Annotated in this window: 17 protein-coding genes; 7 read left to right on the top strand and 10 right to left on the bottom strand. The window is 45.2% G+C overall.

What is annotated here, in order from left to right; genetic code table 11:
* The gene (locus tag BN1209_RS03115; RefSeq protein WP_045750905.1) at window positions 1-1,281 is read left to right on the top strand and encodes an SAM-dependent methyltransferase; all 1,281 of its coding nucleotides are present in this window, start codon (window positions 1-3) and stop codon (window positions 1,279-1,281) included.
* Window positions 1,282-1,306: 25 nt separating this feature from the next.
* On the opposite strand, the gene BN1209_RS03110 is transcribed toward BN1209_RS03115, so the two are convergent.
* From BN1209_RS03110 to BN1209_RS03080, 7 genes are all read right to left on the bottom strand, one after another.
* Entirely contained in the window at window positions 1,307-2,539 is a 1,233-nt protein-coding gene (locus tag BN1209_RS03110) for a pseudouridine synthase (RefSeq protein WP_045750904.1), read from the bottom strand.
* Between the two features lie 64 nt (window positions 2,540-2,603).
* Window positions 2,604-3,230 (bottom strand): SMC-Scp complex subunit ScpB, encoded by a 627-nt coding sequence (gene scpB, locus BN1209_RS03105; protein WP_420885820.1) that lies wholly within the window; start codon window positions 3,228-3,230, stop codon window positions 2,604-2,606.
* Window positions 3,231-3,232: 2 nt separating this feature from the next.
* Window positions 3,233-4,030 carry a segregation and condensation protein A gene (locus BN1209_RS03100; protein WP_231855149.1) on the bottom strand — a complete coding sequence of 266 codons (798 nt, stop codon included), beginning with the start codon at window positions 4,028-4,030 and terminating at the stop codon, window positions 3,233-3,235.
* 4 nt (window positions 4,031-4,034) lie between these two features.
* On the bottom strand, window positions 4,035-5,237 hold the full coding sequence (locus BN1209_RS03095) for a tryptophan--tRNA ligase (RefSeq protein ID WP_045750903.1): 1,203 nt from the start codon (window positions 5,235-5,237) through the stop codon (window positions 4,035-4,037).
* Between the two features lie 67 nt (window positions 5,238-5,304).
* Window positions 5,305-5,940: a site-2 protease family protein gene (locus BN1209_RS03090; protein ID WP_045750902.1), complete on the bottom strand. Its 636-nt coding sequence runs from the start codon at window positions 5,938-5,940 to the stop codon at window positions 5,305-5,307.
* A gap of 24 nt (window positions 5,941-5,964) precedes the next feature.
* Window positions 5,965-6,594, bottom strand: a complete 630-nt coding sequence (locus BN1209_RS03085) for an L-threonylcarbamoyladenylate synthase (RefSeq protein ID WP_045750901.1) — start codon at window positions 6,592-6,594, stop codon at window positions 5,965-5,967.
* Complete coding sequence (locus BN1209_RS03080) at window positions 6,595-7,458, bottom strand: 3',5'-nucleoside bisphosphate phosphatase (RefSeq protein ID WP_045750900.1); 864 nt, start codon at window positions 7,456-7,458, stop codon at window positions 6,595-6,597.
* A gap of 145 nt (window positions 7,459-7,603) precedes the next feature.
* On the opposite strand from BN1209_RS03080, the gene BN1209_RS03075 reads away from it, so the two are divergent.
* From BN1209_RS03075 to feoB, 6 genes are all read left to right on the top strand, one after another.
* On the top strand, window positions 7,604-8,227 hold the full coding sequence (locus BN1209_RS03075; RefSeq protein ID WP_045750899.1) for a septation protein A: 624 nt from the start codon (window positions 7,604-7,606) through the stop codon (window positions 8,225-8,227).
* Window positions 8,227-8,529, top strand: a complete 303-nt coding sequence (locus tag BN1209_RS03070; protein WP_045750898.1) for a YciI family protein — start codon at window positions 8,227-8,229, stop codon at window positions 8,527-8,529. The genes BN1209_RS03075 and BN1209_RS03070 overlap by 1 nt, the downstream gene beginning before the upstream one ends.
* A 1-nt stretch (window position 8,530) precedes the next feature.
* Entirely contained in the window at window positions 8,531-8,788 is a 258-nt protein-coding gene (locus tag BN1209_RS03065) for a BolA family protein (RefSeq protein ID WP_045750897.1), read from the top strand.
* Window positions 8,789-8,849: 61 nt separating this feature from the next.
* Window positions 8,850-9,659 (top strand): peptidylprolyl isomerase, encoded by an 810-nt coding sequence (locus BN1209_RS03060; RefSeq protein ID WP_045750896.1) that lies wholly within the window; start codon window positions 8,850-8,852, stop codon window positions 9,657-9,659.
* A gap of 133 nt (window positions 9,660-9,792) precedes the next feature.
* Entirely contained in the window at window positions 9,793-10,035 is a 243-nt protein-coding gene (locus tag BN1209_RS03055) for a FeoA family protein (RefSeq protein WP_045750895.1), read from the top strand.
* Window positions 10,032-11,822 carry a ferrous iron transport protein B gene (gene feoB, locus BN1209_RS03050; RefSeq protein ID WP_045750894.1) on the top strand — a complete coding sequence of 597 codons (1,791 nt, stop codon included), beginning with the start codon at window positions 10,032-10,034 and terminating at the stop codon, window positions 11,820-11,822. The genes BN1209_RS03055 and feoB overlap by 4 nt, the downstream gene beginning before the upstream one ends.
* Before the next feature lie 22 nt (window positions 11,823-11,844).
* On the opposite strand, the gene BN1209_RS03045 is transcribed toward feoB, so the two are convergent.
* From BN1209_RS03045 to BN1209_RS03035, 3 genes are read right to left on the bottom strand one after another with little or no spacing between them, the layout of a single operon-like run.
* On the bottom strand, window positions 11,845-12,183 hold the full coding sequence (locus BN1209_RS03045; protein WP_045750893.1) for a P-II family nitrogen regulator: 339 nt from the start codon (window positions 12,181-12,183) through the stop codon (window positions 11,845-11,847).
* 35 nt (window positions 12,184-12,218) lie between these two features.
* Entirely contained in the window at window positions 12,219-13,838 is a 1,620-nt protein-coding gene (locus BN1209_RS03040) for an NAD+ synthase (RefSeq protein WP_045751931.1), read from the bottom strand.
* Window positions 13,839-13,845: 7 nt separating this feature from the next.
* A complete protein-coding gene (locus BN1209_RS03035; protein WP_231855148.1) occupies window positions 13,846-14,766 on the bottom strand; it encodes an ankyrin repeat domain-containing protein in 921 nt (306 codons plus the stop codon).
* Window positions 14,767-14,791 lie beyond the last annotated feature (25 nt).

Here is a 14,791-nt window from a genome sequence, read left to right as displayed (position 1 = left end):
ATGTCAACAAATGCTCCCAGAGATGTCGCTTTATTAAGCAAGTTCACGCCCAAGCCGAGAAAATTAGATCGGCTCGCAAAACACATGCTAATAAAACGCCTCGAGAAGTTACAACACGGCACGATAACAATCGTAGATGGCCATCAAACCATCACTTTTGGGCGAGATGCTGAGAACTCATCGCTTGCCAATATCCATGTCCGGCTGGCAATCAAAAATTCGCAATTTTATGGCGAGGTTGTTTTTGGCGGATCGATTGGCGCTGGTGAAGCTTACATGCAAGACTACTTTGAATGCGACAACCTGACTAACTTAATTCGCTTAATGGTCAGAAACCAGTCTTTATTAGATGATATTGAGTCTAGTTTCGCGAAAATCACCGCGCCATTACAATCCTGGCTTCATCGCGTCAACAAGAATACCCAAACAGGTAGCCGTCGAAATATCTCAGCTCATTATGATCTCGGGAATGACTTCTTTAAGCTCATGCTTGATCCTACCATGATGTATTCAGCTGCATTTTTTGAAACAACCAAACAATCTTTAGAACAAGCCTCTCTTGCAAAATTAAAAAAGATTTGCGTCAAACTCGACCTCAAGCCAACGGATCATATTTTGGAGATTGGCACTGGTTGGGGAGGGTTTGCTATTTATGCAGCACAACATTACGGCTGTAAAATCACGACCACTACGATTTCACAAGCCCAATATCAACTAGCGATTCAAAGAATCAAAGATGCTGGGCTTGAAAACCAAATTGAGGTGTTACTCTCGGACTATCGCGACCTGACAGGCCAATACGACAAACTTGTCTCAATTGAAATGATAGAAGCGGTTGGTCATCAATTTTATGACACCTATTTTGAAGCCTGTGGTCGTCTTCTGAAGCCAAGCGGCATGATGTTGCTTCAGGCAATTACCATTACTGATCAGCGCTATGCCTCAGCCATTAAATCGGTTGATTTTATTCAGCGCTATATTTTCCCAGGCAGTTGCATTCCATCAGTGACGGCGATGCTCAATAGCATTACCAAATCTTCTGATATGCGTCTATTTGATTTGGAAGATATTGGACCACATTACGCGACCACGCTCGCCAAATGGCGTGACAACTTCTTCGATAAAATCACCGAGATTCGACAGCTCGGGTATCCAGAAACGTTTATCCGTATGTGGGACTTTTACCTGTGTTATTGCGAAGGCGGCTTTGAAGAGCGCGCTTTAGGCGACGTTCACATGCTGTTAGTGAAGCCCGAAAACAGAAGAGCCGCCAAGCTCTAACACTTAGCACCAGGCCATCCGCTTATTATTTCGCTTTTTTGGCAGCGGATTTCTTGACTGCTAAATCTGTACCCTGACGAATCCGTCGATTGGCTGCGGGCTTTTTGGGGGCTGAAGTTTTACCGCGTGTATTGCGCTTATCTCGCGCAAAATCTGCTCTGTCTAACTTCTCTTTATCCGTCGCCGCTCGCTCTGAAGCTTTTTTATCGACTGCATTAGTGCCTCTACTCTTACGTTGCGTACCTGTCAGAGTTTCAGCCAAGCTTGGTGGTGCATTACGCTCATAATAACTTTGACGCTCGCTCTTATTGCGCTCACCAGCGGCAATTCGCTCACGCGCTTCACGTTTAGGTTTAGGTGTAAATGCAGTGCCTAGCTTATCTTTTTCGCGGGTTGTGAGTTGACGCATAGGGCCACTAGGCGTTGGCAAACCAGCCCACTCCAACAAGCCTACAACTTCTTTGGGCGATAACTCTAACATCATGCCGCGCTTTAAACGTGGTGGTAAATTGACTGGGCCAAAACGCACGCGCATCAAACGACTCACTGGCGCTAAAAACGCCTCAAACAAACGCCGCACTTCGCGATTACGCCCTTCCGTCAAGACCACTTGATACCAATGATTTGAGCCTTCACCACCTTGCGGATTAATAATATCGAAGTTTGCAGGGCCATCATCAAGCTCAATACCAACACGTAACTGCGCTAATTGCTCATCCGTTAATTCGCCAAAAATACGCACGGCATATTCACGCTCCACTCCATAACGAGGATGCATAAAATGATTAGCTAACTCACCAGAGGTGGTGAAAATAAGTAAGCCTGAAGTATTGATATCCAGTCGACCGATGGCAATCCATTTGGCGCCACGCACTTTAGGAAGCTTATCAAATACGCTAGCACGACCTTCAGGGTCGTCATGACTCACAATCTCGCCTTCTGGCTTATGGTAAATCAGCACCTTCGGCAATTCAGGCTCGAATGGCAAACGCACTGGTCGGCTATCTACACGCACAATGTCATTCTCTGTCACGCCAGCGCCTTGAGTCGCCACTTGACCATTTATCGTCACACGGCCACTCGCAATCAAAGCTTCCATATCACGGCGAGAGCCTAAACCAGCTAAAGCTAATAGTTTGTGCAAACGCTGTGTTGGCAATGCTGGCGCATCAGGATCTTGTGCGATCGGCGTGAAGTTAGTCGTTGGGCGTTTGATGGTACGCTGCGGGTCACGCTGCTGTTTAAAAGGACGAGCCATGTTGGATATTTCGATAATTGAATAGTGCTAATTTTACCGCAGATTGCTTAGCTAAATATTTTAATTAGGCTGGCGCGTCGCTATTATCAATAAAGTCGACCTGGGGTGGCATTTCCGGTGCAGACTGAAGGATAGGCTCATCTTCACCAAATGGTTGGTCAATAAAGGTTTCCATCTCAGGCAAATCAGCCAAAGATTTCAGATTCAGGTCATCTAAAAAGGTTTTAGTCGTTGCGTACAAGGAAGGCCGACCAGGCACGTCTCGCTGACCGACCACATCTATCCAATCACGCTCTTGCAATTGACGAATCGTATTAGGATTCACAGCAACGCCGCGCAACTCTTCTATATCACCACGGGTCACTGGTTGACGGTAAGCAATAATTGCTAAAGTCTCCATTGCAGCACGCGAGTAACGGTGCGGACGATCTGGATTGAGACGAGACAAGAATGGTGCCAGCTCAGGCAACGCTTGAAAACGCCAACCACTGGCTACTTGCACCAACTCCATGCTATTAGGCATGCGCGCTTGCCAATCTTGCTTGAGTTCATCGAGCAACATACGCAAAGTTGCTCGCTCAATTCGCTCAGAAAATAAGCGCAACATGTCATCCAAAGACAAAGGAATTGGGCTGGTTAGTAAAGCTGCCTCTAATATCACTTTCATCTGCGTTGTGTTGTTAGATTCCATGATTAGCTTTGATTGATAGTTAAGTAGATAGGCGTAAACGCCGCTTGCTGGGTAATTTTGACTAGGCCTTCACGCGCCAATTCTAATATTGCCAGGAAGCACACGACCAGCTTTGGAATCCCCTCGTTTTCCACATCAAACAAAGCAGAAAATTCCAACATATTGTGTTCTTTTAATTTGCGCAAAATCTGACTCATATGTTCGCGCACAGAAAGCTCAGCTTTACCAACCTTATGGTGCGCGAAATGACTTGCGCGTTTGAGCACATTTTGCCAAGCCGCCATCAAGTCTTCCATAGAGACTTGCGCGGCTTGCACCTCCACGATTTTTTCAAAATAGGCATTAGCCACCATTAAATCAAGGCCGACTTGCGGCAACTCATCTAGCTTTTGCGCGGCCAATTTAATCGCTTCATACTCCATTAGTCGACGTACCAATTCAGCACGTGGGTCATCTTCAGACTCCACTTCAGTTGGCTTCGGTAACAACATGCGCGACTTAATCTCAATCAGCATGGCAGACATCAGCAAATAATCAGCTGCCAACTCTAAATTAATTGCCTGCATCTTTTCCACATAACCTATGTATTGGCGAGTCAGTTCCGCCATAGGAATATCAAGAATATCGAGATTGTGTTTGCGAATGAGATAAAGAAGTAAATCTAGCGGCCCTTCAAAAGTCTCTAGATAAACCTCTAATGCATCAGGAGGAATGTACAAATCATAAGGAAGCGAAGTAATCACCTCCCCATGTAAACGTGGCTCTGTGTGTGCTTTAAGTTCTGATGCTAAGATTGTCACGCGCTTATGAGTAACTTAAACCCATGACTTCACGCACTTCGCGCATGGTTTCACGCGCCATTTTACGAGCACGTTCACAGCCTTCAGCCACTACGTTTTTAATCAGCATTGGATCTTCGGCATATTGCGCAGCGCGTTCTTGAATGGGCTTCAATTCTTCTAACACGCTTTCAATTACAGGGGTTTTACAAGCAATACAGCCGATCCCCGCTGTACGGCATCCTTGTTGTACCCACGCTTTAGTCTCATCGCTTGAATACACTTCATGCAATTGCCAAACTGGACATTTATCTGGGTCGCCCACATCGGTCAAACGAATACGCGCTGGGTCAGTGGGCATGGTCTTAATTTTCTTCGCCACCATGTCAGGTGATTCACGCATTGAAATGGTGTTGTTGTAAGATTTGGACATCTTTTGACCATCTAAGCCTGGCATTTTAGATGCTGGGGTGAGCTTATATTCAGGCTCGACCAAAATCATCTTACCGCCGCCCTCTAGGTAGCCAAGCAAACGTTCACGGTCGCCCAAACTTAAGCCTTGTTGTTCCTCAATCATTGCGCGGGCTGACTCAAGCGCCTCATCATCGCCACTTTCTTGGTAACGGTTACGTAGTTCCTCGTATAAGCTCCCACGTTTGCTACCAAGCTTTTTAATCGCGGCTTCTGCTTTTTCTTCAAAGCCTTTTTCACGACCGTAAATGTGATTAAAACGGCGTGCAATTTCACGTGTAAATTCAATATGAGGAATTTGGTCTTCGCCCACAGGCACTTGCGTTGCCTTGTACATCAAGATATCCGCGCTTTGTAGCAATGGATAACCTAAAAATCCATAAGTGGATAAGTCTTTTTGCGCGAGTTTTTCTTGTTGATCTTTATATGTTGGCACACGTTCCAACCAACCAAGCGGCGTAATCATCGAAAGCAACGTATGCAGTTCAGCATGCTCTGGCACTTTCGATTGAATAAAAATGGTGGCTTTTGCTGGGTCTACACCCGCAGCAATCCAATCAATCACCATTTCCCAAACGCTCTCTTCGATAATCTCTGGAGTATCGTAATGGGTTGTCAGCGCATGCCAATCAGCCACAAAGAATAAGCATTCATGCTCATGCTGAAGCTTAACCCAGTTCTTTAATACGCCGTGATAATGCCCAAGATGCAAGCTTCCCGTGGGACGCATGCCCGATAAAACGCGCTCAACTGCCATAGTGATGAATAACCATAAATAAAGAGAAATCTATTATACGAAAAGGCGCGCAATCACGCCCGATAAATTAAAAAATGAACTCAATAATACGAATCGTCGCTTCAATGAAAGGCTCCATCACCTGCCCAAGCACGCCCGTTGCAAGCAACACAATTAAAATAATAAAGCCGTAGCGTTCGATTTGCGCATATTGATATGCCAACTGATTTGGCAACAAACTTACCGCGATTCTTCCACCATCCAGCGGTGGCAAAGGCAACAGATTTAGCACCATCAACACCACATTAATCATGACCCCAGCTTGTCCCATCAACGCCATGGGCTCTGAATAAACATTCGGCGCAGTGACTGACAACTTAATCATCAGCGCCCAAAACAAAGCCATCACAAAATTAGAAGCTGGCCCCGCAGCCGCTACCCACAACATATCGCGTTTAGGATTGCGTAAACGCGAAAAATCAACAGGGACAGGCTTTGCCCAACCAAACAAAATACCGCCAACTAGCAACGTCAATGCAGGCAGTAAAATGGTGCCAATTGGGTCAATATGTTTAAGCGGATTTAAGGTGATGCGCCCTGCTCTGTCAGCCGTCATGTCACCAAAAAAACGTGCCGCAAACCCATGCGCGGCCTCATGCACAGTAATTGCAAAAATCACTGGTAGTGCATAAATCGCTATTTTCTGTACGTAAGTTAAATCCATGTTTTATCCTTTAATCAATATCACTTAATCTTCTAAACCAAACGGCGCCAAATCACCCGCACCGTGCCGAATCAGTTGTGGCGTATCTGTAGTGAGATCAATCACCGTGGTCGGTAATGCTGAGCAAGCGCCAGCATCAATCACTAAATCTAATTGGTGCTCTAATTGATCACGAATTTCCCAAGCCTCATTTAAGGGCTCAGACTCACCTTTTAAAGACAAGGTCATGCTCAACAAAGGCTGATTTAATTCAGCCAACAATGCCTGCGTCACCGCATGTTCTGGCACTCTCAAGCCCAATGTACTGCGTTTGGGATGTTGCAAGCGGCGCGGCACTTCGCGCGTAGCCTTGAGCACAAAAGTATATTGACCTGGCGTATTGGCTTTCAACAAACGAAATTGCACATTATCAACTTGCGCATAAGTCGCAAGCTCTCCCAGATTGCGACAAACTAGAGTGAAATGATGGCTGTCATCGACCCCACGAATCGCACGAATGCGGGTTTGCGCGTCCTTATTGCCAATGATACAACCCAAGGCGTAACTAGAGTCTGTTGGATAAGCAATCACACCGCCATTATTCAAAATCTCAACCGCTTGATGAATCAATCTTGCTTGTGGATTTTCTGCATGAATAGAAAAGTACTGGGCCATTTAATGGGCCTCTAATTCCATGTTTTGCACTTCTGACCAATCGCGCCAAACAGGCACGCAGTGACTCGGCAAGCTAGGTAATCGACCCATCTCAATATAGGTTTGCCCTTTGCCGTGATAATCAGAACCCATCGATGAGGCTAAATCGAACGACTTAGCCATTTTTGCAAATTCTTGATACTGATCCACAGTATGACTACCCGTCACCACCTCAATCGCGGCGCCACCCAGCGCACGAAACTCATGCATCAGCTCCAACATGGTGACACGACCTAAATCATAGCGCCCCGGATGCGCAATCACAGCGACACCTCCGCTACCGATAATCCAAGCCATTGCATCTTCTAAACTTGCCCATTGATGTTCAACGTAACCAGGTTTGCCTTTAACCAAATAACGCTTAAATACTGCTTTAGTATCTTTGGCATAACCTTTTTCAATCAAAAATCGCGCAAAATGCGTGCGGCTAATAATGCCACCCTTGCTATATTCATAAGCGCCTTCTAATGCCCCATGAATCCCTACTTTTTCCAAAGCTTGCGCCATTCCTTCAGCACGCGTGTGTCGTCCAGCACGAATATTGGCAAGCCCTTGAACCAAGGGAGCATATTCAGGATTGATTTTTAGACCAACAATATGCAAAGTGCGTCGACGCCAAGTCACGGAGATTTCAACACCATTAATAAATTGCATGCCATGCGTTTCGGCAACAGCTCTGGCTGTTGCCAAACCAGCCACATCATCATGATCGGTCAACGCCAATACCCGGACCCCTTTTTCGGCAGCATGATTTACGATTTCAGTTGGCGTTAAGACGCCATCCGAAACAGTAGAATGGCAATGAAGATCAATGAGAGCGCGCATTTTTAATTGAAATTGAATAAAGTCGTTGGAATAAGCATGAATAAATAAAAGTTGCCTTGTCAGGCATCACACATCATAGCAAAATACAGTCCTCACCGACACCTAAAGCGGGCCAAGCCTGCAAACCCAATTAGCGAAAGCGCCCATGAAATTCTTATTCGATTTATTCCCTGTCATCTTGTTTTTTATCACCCTTAAAGTTGCCGAAAAAGCGGCTTCAGCAAGCATTGTGCTGAGTAAGATACTCACGACGGTTGGAATTACAGCAGTGGTCAAACCAAGTCTTGTTCCTATTATGCTAGCAACGATTGCTGTCATTATCGGTAGCATTATTCAAATCATTTGGGCAAAACTGCATTATAAAAAAGTGGACAACACTTTGTGGCTCAGCGCCCTATTAGTGACGGTGTTAGGCGGCATGACGCTTTACTTCCAAAACGACGCCTTTATTAAGTGGAAGCCAACTTTATTGTATTGGACCTTTGCAGTGGTGCTGATTGGCGCACGGCTATTTTCAAAAAAGAACATCATTAAGATGATGATGGGCAAAGAAATTCAACTGCCTGAAACAATTTGGAGCAATCTGAATATTGCTTGGGCAATATTTTTCATTACGTTAGGCGCACTTAACCTCTACGTCGCTTTCCATTACTCAATCGACATCTGGGCAAGCTTTAAGCTCTTTGGCACGATGGGACTGATGTTCATTTTCATCATCGCGCAAAGTCTTGTCATTAACAAACACATCATCCAAAAGGAAAACGCATAATGTGGTACGCCATTGTTACCGAAGATACGCCAAACAGCTTAGAAAAGCGGTTAGCAAACCGTCCTGCGCACTTGGCAAGACTTACTGCTTTGTATGAAGCTGGTCAGTTATTATTGGCAGGCCCTTTTCCAGCGATTGATAGCGCCGATCCGGGTCCAGCAGGATTTACAGGCAGTTTAATTGTGGCTGAGTTTAATACACTTGCCGAAGCAGAAGCTTGGGCAAATGCAGATCCATTTGTAATTGCAGGCGTTTACGCCAGCGTGAGTGTAAAACCTTTTCGTAAAACATTGCCGGCTTAATATGAACCTCATCGAAGAAATTAAAACGAGACTACAAACGCTATTACCGAGCGAATTAGAAATTCAAGACGACAGTCACTTACATGCTGGACACAAGGGTAATGGCGGTGGCGGACATTTCACCATCAAAATCATTAGCGCTGAATTTAATGGGAAGTCTCAAGTAGCGCGTCATCGTGCCATTTATCAATTGATGGGAGATCTTATTCCCAAACAAATTCACGCACTCAGCATCCATGCTATCGCCAGTAATGAATAAACCCTATAATATTGCCAAAACAACAACTTCACATCCCAATCAAACCCTTTAAGGATCTTGAATGAAAATCTCTAGAATCACCCTCTTGTTACTAGCTACATTAAGTTTAAGTGCGCCAGCATTAGCGGGTGATGTAGCCGCCACCGTGAATGGCAAGCCAATCAAACAGTCTTTGTTTGATTTTATTGTTAAAGACGCTACTGATCATGGTCAAAAAGTGGATGACAACGTCAGAGAAGTGATTATCTCCAAACTAATCAGCAGCGAACTTGTGCTTCAAGAAGCGCAAAAATCTGGCTTTGATAAAAAACCCGACTTTCTTGCTAAAGAAGAATTAACACGTCGTGAATTATTAGTGAATGTATACATTCAGGATTACATGAAGAATCACCCTGTGAGTGAATCTGACACTAAAGCTGCATACGAAAAATTCAAGACCGAGCTTGGTGACAAAGAGTACAGTGCTCGTCATGTATTGTTAGGTTCAGAAGCGGAAGCGAAAGAAGTCATTGCGCAACTCAACAAAGGGGGTGACTTTTCAAAAATCGCTAAAGAAAAATCAAAAGATCCTGGCTCGAAAGACAAAGCCGGTGACCTTGGTTGGTTTTCATTAGGTGGCATGGTAAAACCATTTGCTGACGCTGTGGCAAAACTTGCTAAAGGGAGTGTTTCTCCGGAGCCAGTTCAAACGCAGTTCGGCTGGCACGTGATTAAGCTTGATGATGTGCGCGAAATGAAAGCGCCACCATACGACAAAGTAAAAGAGAACTTGCAAAAACAGCTTGCTCAACGTCAGCTTGAAAAAATGCTCACTGACTTACGCGCTAAAGCGACTGTGATTGATAACACCAAACCAGCTGCTAAAAAATAAGGCACTACTTCTATTTTTAAGCTAAAAAATGGCCTGCTTGCAGGCCATTTTTTATATTCTCACGATGCATCATCGTGACGTTTTTATGAGATAATAAGAATTATTATCATTTAGAATATGTCATTCAATCAAAATGAGCGTGAGCACCAGCACCGACCTTTCCAGCTTAAAGCCCAATGAAATAGGCATCATCTCCAGCATTGAAGCTGAAGATTCCTTATTTCACCGACTAGCTGCGCTTGGTTTTCGGACCGGTAAAAAAATCGAGTTAATCCGTTGCGCTAGCTTTAACGGTCCTCTGCAAGTTCGGATTGGCAACACGGACATCATCCTCCGCCGCTCAGAAGCCAGTCGCATTAAGATCAGAACATCATGAAACGTATCGCGCTTTTAGGCATGCCAAACACGGGGAAATCCACCCTGTTCAATCGCCTGTCTGGTGCTTCTGCACGGGTTGGCAATTGGCCTGGCATTACGGTTGATTTGATGAGTGCAAAAATCTTAATGGGTGGGCATATCGCTGAACTCATCGATTTGCCTGGCCTTTACGACCTACATGGTTATTCAGATGACGAACAAGTTGTGCGCCACTTTCTAAGCAATAACAATGTAGATTTGGTGATGATTGTTGCAAACAGCGCTCAAATCGACAGACAGCTTTCACTGGCATTACAAATCCGTGCATTAGGATTGCCTTCAATGCTACTACTCAACATGAGTGACGAAGCAAAACGTGCCGGAATCACAATCGACACCGAAGCGATGTCAGCCAAACTCAATATGCCGGTGGTGCAAATCAGTGCGAAATATGGTGATCGCTGTCCTGATGCACTTAAAACTGCATCTGCAGTATTATCCAAAACAAAGGCGGATGTAACCGCTGAACGAATCAGCGAACAGCTGCAACAAGATTCAAATATCGAAGCGGAAATGGAAGCCATCGTACAAGAGACCGTACAAATGCCAAAGCAACTTGGTGACGACCTGACTAATCGCATCGACAAAGTGTTACTGCATCCATGGCTAGGCCTTCCCATATTTTTCGCCGCAATGTATGTGCTATTTCAGTTTATCTTTAATGCTGGCAAACCACTACAAGATGGCATTGCATGGCTACTCGCATTACTTCGTACCAGCGCTTTAGATCCACTTTTATCGAACACACCAGCTTGGCTAAACGGTTTGTTGCTAGATGGCGTTTATAACGGTATTGGCACTGTTGCAGCATTCATTCCTATCATCGTGTTGTTCTTCCTGATTATGACCATGGTGGAAGACAGCGGCTACCTATCTCGCGCTGCATTTTTGGTTGATGCCTTGATGGCTAAAATGGGCCTTGATGGTCGAGGTTTTGTGATGGTGTTGATGGGTTTTGGATGTAATGTGCCCGCGCTCATGGGGACACGCGTGATGCGCTCAAAAAATATGCGTTTGCTCACGATGCTTGTAATTCCACTATCGCTCTGTTCTGCACGCCTCCAAGTGTTCCTGTTCATGACCGCAACCTTATTCACAGCCAGCCAAGCGCCACTGGTCTTGTTTGCACTTTATTTGGTTAGCTTTATCACTATTTTCATTACTGCCATGCTATTCAAGGGCCAATATCAGAATAACGAGCCTTTTATTCTAGAACTACCCCCTTATCGTTTTCCCACAGCACGCCAAATATGGCTCAGGGGCTGGCAAGAAGTTAGGTATTTTATAAGTCGCGCGAGCAAGTTCATCACCATCGGTGTCATTTTGGTATGGGCATTAACCCATTTTCCGATGGATGTAGCGCCTGCAAGCAGCGCAACTTATGCAGGAAAAATTGGCGATTGGTTTTCAGTTGCACTCAGTCCAATTGGCATAGACAGCCAACTTGCGATCGCTTTAATTTTTGGATTTGTTGCGAAAGAGATTGTCATTGGTGCCCTCGCAGTGATTTACGGACTGCAAGGTGATGCACTGATGCATATGATGGCGCAGAAGCTCGATTGGGTTCAAGGTATGAGCTTTATGTTATTTACACTCATATACACACCCTGCTTATCCACCATTATTACTTTGAAGAATGAAGCGAAAAGCTGGATGTTTGCTGGCCTATCTATCGTTTGGTCTTTAGGTTTGGCTTGGATCGTTAGCTTTGTGTTTTATCAAACTGCACGCTGGCTAGGTTTTTAACAACCCAGCCAGCAAGTAAAATTTAAACGGCTGACTCGCCTGTTTCACCGGTACGAATACGTAATACTTGCTCGACATTCGTCACAAAAATCTTGCCATCGCCAATTTTTCCAGTGTGCGCCGCTTTAATAATCGCATCCATCGCTGGCTCAACCATCTCATCTGAGACAACTAATTCAATTTTAATCTTGGGTAAAAAATCTACGACATATTCTGCACCACGATAAAGCTCCGTGTGGCCCTTTTGACGACCAAATCCTTTTACTTCAGTCACTGTCAGTCCATTTACACCGATTTCAGACAAGGACTCACGTACTTCATCTAACTTAAATGGCTTAATCACCGCTTCAATTTTTTTCATTTACTTTTTCCTTAAGTGAAAACAGCATTAACATCTTAACTATTCAATACAAATTTAGAGGTAATAGGATAGCGCCTATCTTTGCCAAACCCGCGCTGGGTAATGCGCACACCAATCGGTGACTGACGGCGCTTATATTCGTTTCGATCAATCAGTGATGTTACACGATTCACATCTGTCGCTCTATAACCCATTCCCACGATATCCGCACGACTTGCATCATGCTCAACGTAAGCTTCCATAATGGCGTCTAAAATTTCATACGCTGGCAAGCTGTCCTGATCTTTTTGATCGTGACGAAGTTCGGCTGAGGGTGGCCTTGTAATAATGCGTTCCGGAATCACGGGCGATATTGAATTACGATAGTTTGATAACTGATAGACCAGTGTTTTTGGGATATCTTTGAGCAAAGCAAAACCACCCGCCATATCCCCATAGAGCGTTGAATAACCAACCGCCATTTCACTCTTATTGCCAGTCGTCAGCACGATACTGCCAAACTTATTGGACAAGGCCATCAACAACATGCCGCGAATACGCGCTTGCAGGTTTTCTTCTGTCGTATCAAATGGCATTCCAAAAAACTCCTCTGAAAGCGTTTCTCTGAATAGATTGAACAATGAACTAATTGGTAGCTCGCTGTAGCGAACCCCTAATATTTCTGCCATTGAATGGGCATCTGTTACGCTCATCTCCGCGGTAAATTCGGATGGCATCATCACCACATGGACTTGATCAGCGCCTAAAGCATCCACCGCTACCGCGAGGGTTAGTGCAGAATCAATCCCACCGGACAAGCCCAGCACAACACCCTTGAAGTTGTTTTTAACGACATAGTCCTTTAGACCAAGCGTTAAGGCTTGATAGACTGAAGCCTCAATTGAAAGTGTGGGCGAGATTTCAGCTTGCAAAGGATTGCCATGATGACCTGCAGAGCAATCGATTTCGATCGTTCTAACCGACTCTTCAAAAGCAGGAAGCTGTTGCGCCAGGACGCCCGCGCTATCAAGCACAAAAGATGCTCCATCAAACACCAATTCATCCTGACCGCCAACTAAGTTTGCGTAAACTAGCGCCAGGCCCGTTTCAAACACGCGCTGTCGGGCTACTGCATGGCGACTATCTTGTTTGTCCATATGGTATGGCGAAGCGTTTAATGCCAATAAAATCTCAGCACCCGCTTGCTTAGCCAATCTTGCTGGATTTGACTCCCAAACATCCGCACAAATTAATACCCCGCACTTCAGCCCCTGATGGTCAAACACTAAGGGCGATGTGCCCGCCTTGAAATAACGTAACTCATCAAACACCGTGTGATTGGGTAATGCATGTTTATGATAAGTGGCGAATACCTTGCCATCTTGCAAGACCGAAGCAGCGTTATAACAAGCCCCTTCAAAAACACGAGGGTGCCCCACTAACACCGTGATCCCATGAATTTTTTTCGCCAAAGCCAGCAAAGCCACTTCACTTGCTTGATTAAAATCTTCCCGCAACAGCAAATCCTCTGGAGGATAACCCGTTAAGGAGAGTTCTGGGGTCAGTAAAAGAGTGGCGCCCTCTGCTTTGGCTTGAGTGGCAGCCGCCAGAATCTTATCGCTATTACCTGCAATATCACCTAACAGACAATTGATTTGGGCAATGGCAATGTGCATGGACTGACTAATAGCTGCCACCTGCATCTTTTAACATTTTGACAATTTCTGGACTTTTGCCTTTGAGTGCGTAGACCAAAGCGCTTAGCCCATATTGATCTTTGGCTTTTACATTGGCACCGCTCTTAATTAATATGGCGACCATTGGAACATCGCCGTTTAAGACAGCATTATGCAATGGGGGGGTGCCTTCGCTATCCTTATGATTAACATCTGCACCCTTGGCAATCAGGGCACTCACCGCCTCCGCATGTTTTTTTCTGACAGCCCAGCTGACCGCCGTCCATTTTGATTGATCTTGCTCGTCTACTTTAGCACCAGATTCAATGAGGATATTAATTGCAGCCACTCTCCCCTCTCGCGCGGCATACATTAGCGCTGTCAATTTCAGACGGTCACGATCAGCAATCAGCGCACCATGTGATAGCAGTATTTTAATCGTCGAGACATCACCGTTCTTGGCCGCATACATCAACGCACTCTTACCATCATCGCTTTTAATATTCACTTCCATGCCATGGTCTATGAGTAATCCAACCATTTCTGAATAACCAGAGGTTGCTGCCATCCCCATGGCACTCCAACCAGACACATCACGAAGCGCTGGGTCAGCCCCTTTATTAAGTAAAGCTTCTGCTGTATTTAAATAATTTTTGCGCGCTGCCAACATGAGTGCGGTCCAGCCGCTATTATCTTTCGCATTAGGATCTGCACCCTTATCCAAAAGCAATTTAACGACTTCTGATTTGTCTTTGCGTGCGGCGTACATCAAGGCAGTGACGTTGTCGATATCGCGCACATTAGGATTAGTGCCGCTTTCCAGCAAGGCACGCACAGTTGCCATATCGCCTTTGGCTGAAACCGTTAACAAATATGGCACGTCTTCTTCAGCGACCGCCAAATGGCTGAGCACCAAACTGATTAACATCAGGGGAAGCCATACAAAATTTTTC

The sequence above is a fragment of the Candidatus Methylopumilus turicensis genome (genome assembly GCF_000953015.1).
Lineage (GTDB): Bacteria > Pseudomonadota > Gammaproteobacteria > Burkholderiales > Methylophilaceae > Methylopumilus_A > Methylopumilus_A turicensis.
Note: the sequence above shows the minus strand (reverse complement) of the source record. Positions and strands in the feature narration are given on the sequence as shown.

Coding starts and splice junctions, on each gene's coding strand:
- BN1209_RS03115 (WP_045750905.1), top strand. CDS start 1: ATGTCAACAAATGCTCCCAGAGATGTCGCTTTATTAAGCAAGTTCACG.
- BN1209_RS03110 (WP_045750904.1), bottom strand. CDS start 2,539: ATGGCTCGTCCTTTTAAACAGCAGCGTGACCCGCAGCGTACCATCAAA.
- scpB (WP_420885820.1), bottom strand. CDS start 3,230: ATGGAATCTAACAACACAACGCAGATGAAAGTGATATTAGAGGCAGCT.
- BN1209_RS03095 (WP_045750903.1), bottom strand. CDS start 5,237: ATGGCAGTTGAGCGCGTTTTATCGGGCATGCGTCCCACGGGAAGCTTG.
- BN1209_RS03090 (WP_045750902.1), bottom strand. CDS start 5,940: ATGGATTTAACTTACGTACAGAAAATAGCGATTTATGCACTACCAGTG.
- BN1209_RS03085 (WP_045750901.1), bottom strand. CDS start 6,594: ATGGCCCAGTACTTTTCTATTCATGCAGAAAATCCACAAGCAAGATTG.
- BN1209_RS03080 (WP_045750900.1), bottom strand. CDS start 7,458: ATGCGCGCTCTCATTGATCTTCATTGCCATTCTACTGTTTCGGATGGC.
- BN1209_RS03075 (WP_045750899.1), top strand. CDS start 7,604: ATGAAATTCTTATTCGATTTATTCCCTGTCATCTTGTTTTTTATCACC.
- BN1209_RS03070 (WP_045750898.1), top strand. CDS start 8,227: ATGTGGTACGCCATTGTTACCGAAGATACGCCAAACAGCTTAGAAAAG.
- BN1209_RS03065 (WP_045750897.1), top strand. CDS start 8,531: ATGAACCTCATCGAAGAAATTAAAACGAGACTACAAACGCTATTACCG.
- BN1209_RS03060 (WP_045750896.1), top strand. CDS start 8,850: ATGAAAATCTCTAGAATCACCCTCTTGTTACTAGCTACATTAAGTTTA.
- BN1209_RS03055 (WP_045750895.1), top strand. CDS start 9,793: ATGAGCGTGAGCACCAGCACCGACCTTTCCAGCTTAAAGCCCAATGAA.
- feoB (WP_045750894.1), top strand. CDS start 10,032: ATGAAACGTATCGCGCTTTTAGGCATGCCAAACACGGGGAAATCCACC.
- BN1209_RS03045 (WP_045750893.1), bottom strand. CDS start 12,183: ATGAAAAAAATTGAAGCGGTGATTAAGCCATTTAAGTTAGATGAAGTA.
- BN1209_RS03040 (WP_045751931.1), bottom strand. CDS start 13,838: ATGCACATTGCCATTGCCCAAATCAATTGTCTGTTAGGTGATATTGCA.
- BN1209_RS03035 (WP_231855148.1), bottom strand. CDS start 14,766: ATGTTAATCAGTTTGGTGCTCAGCCATTTGGCGGTCGCTGAAGAAGAC.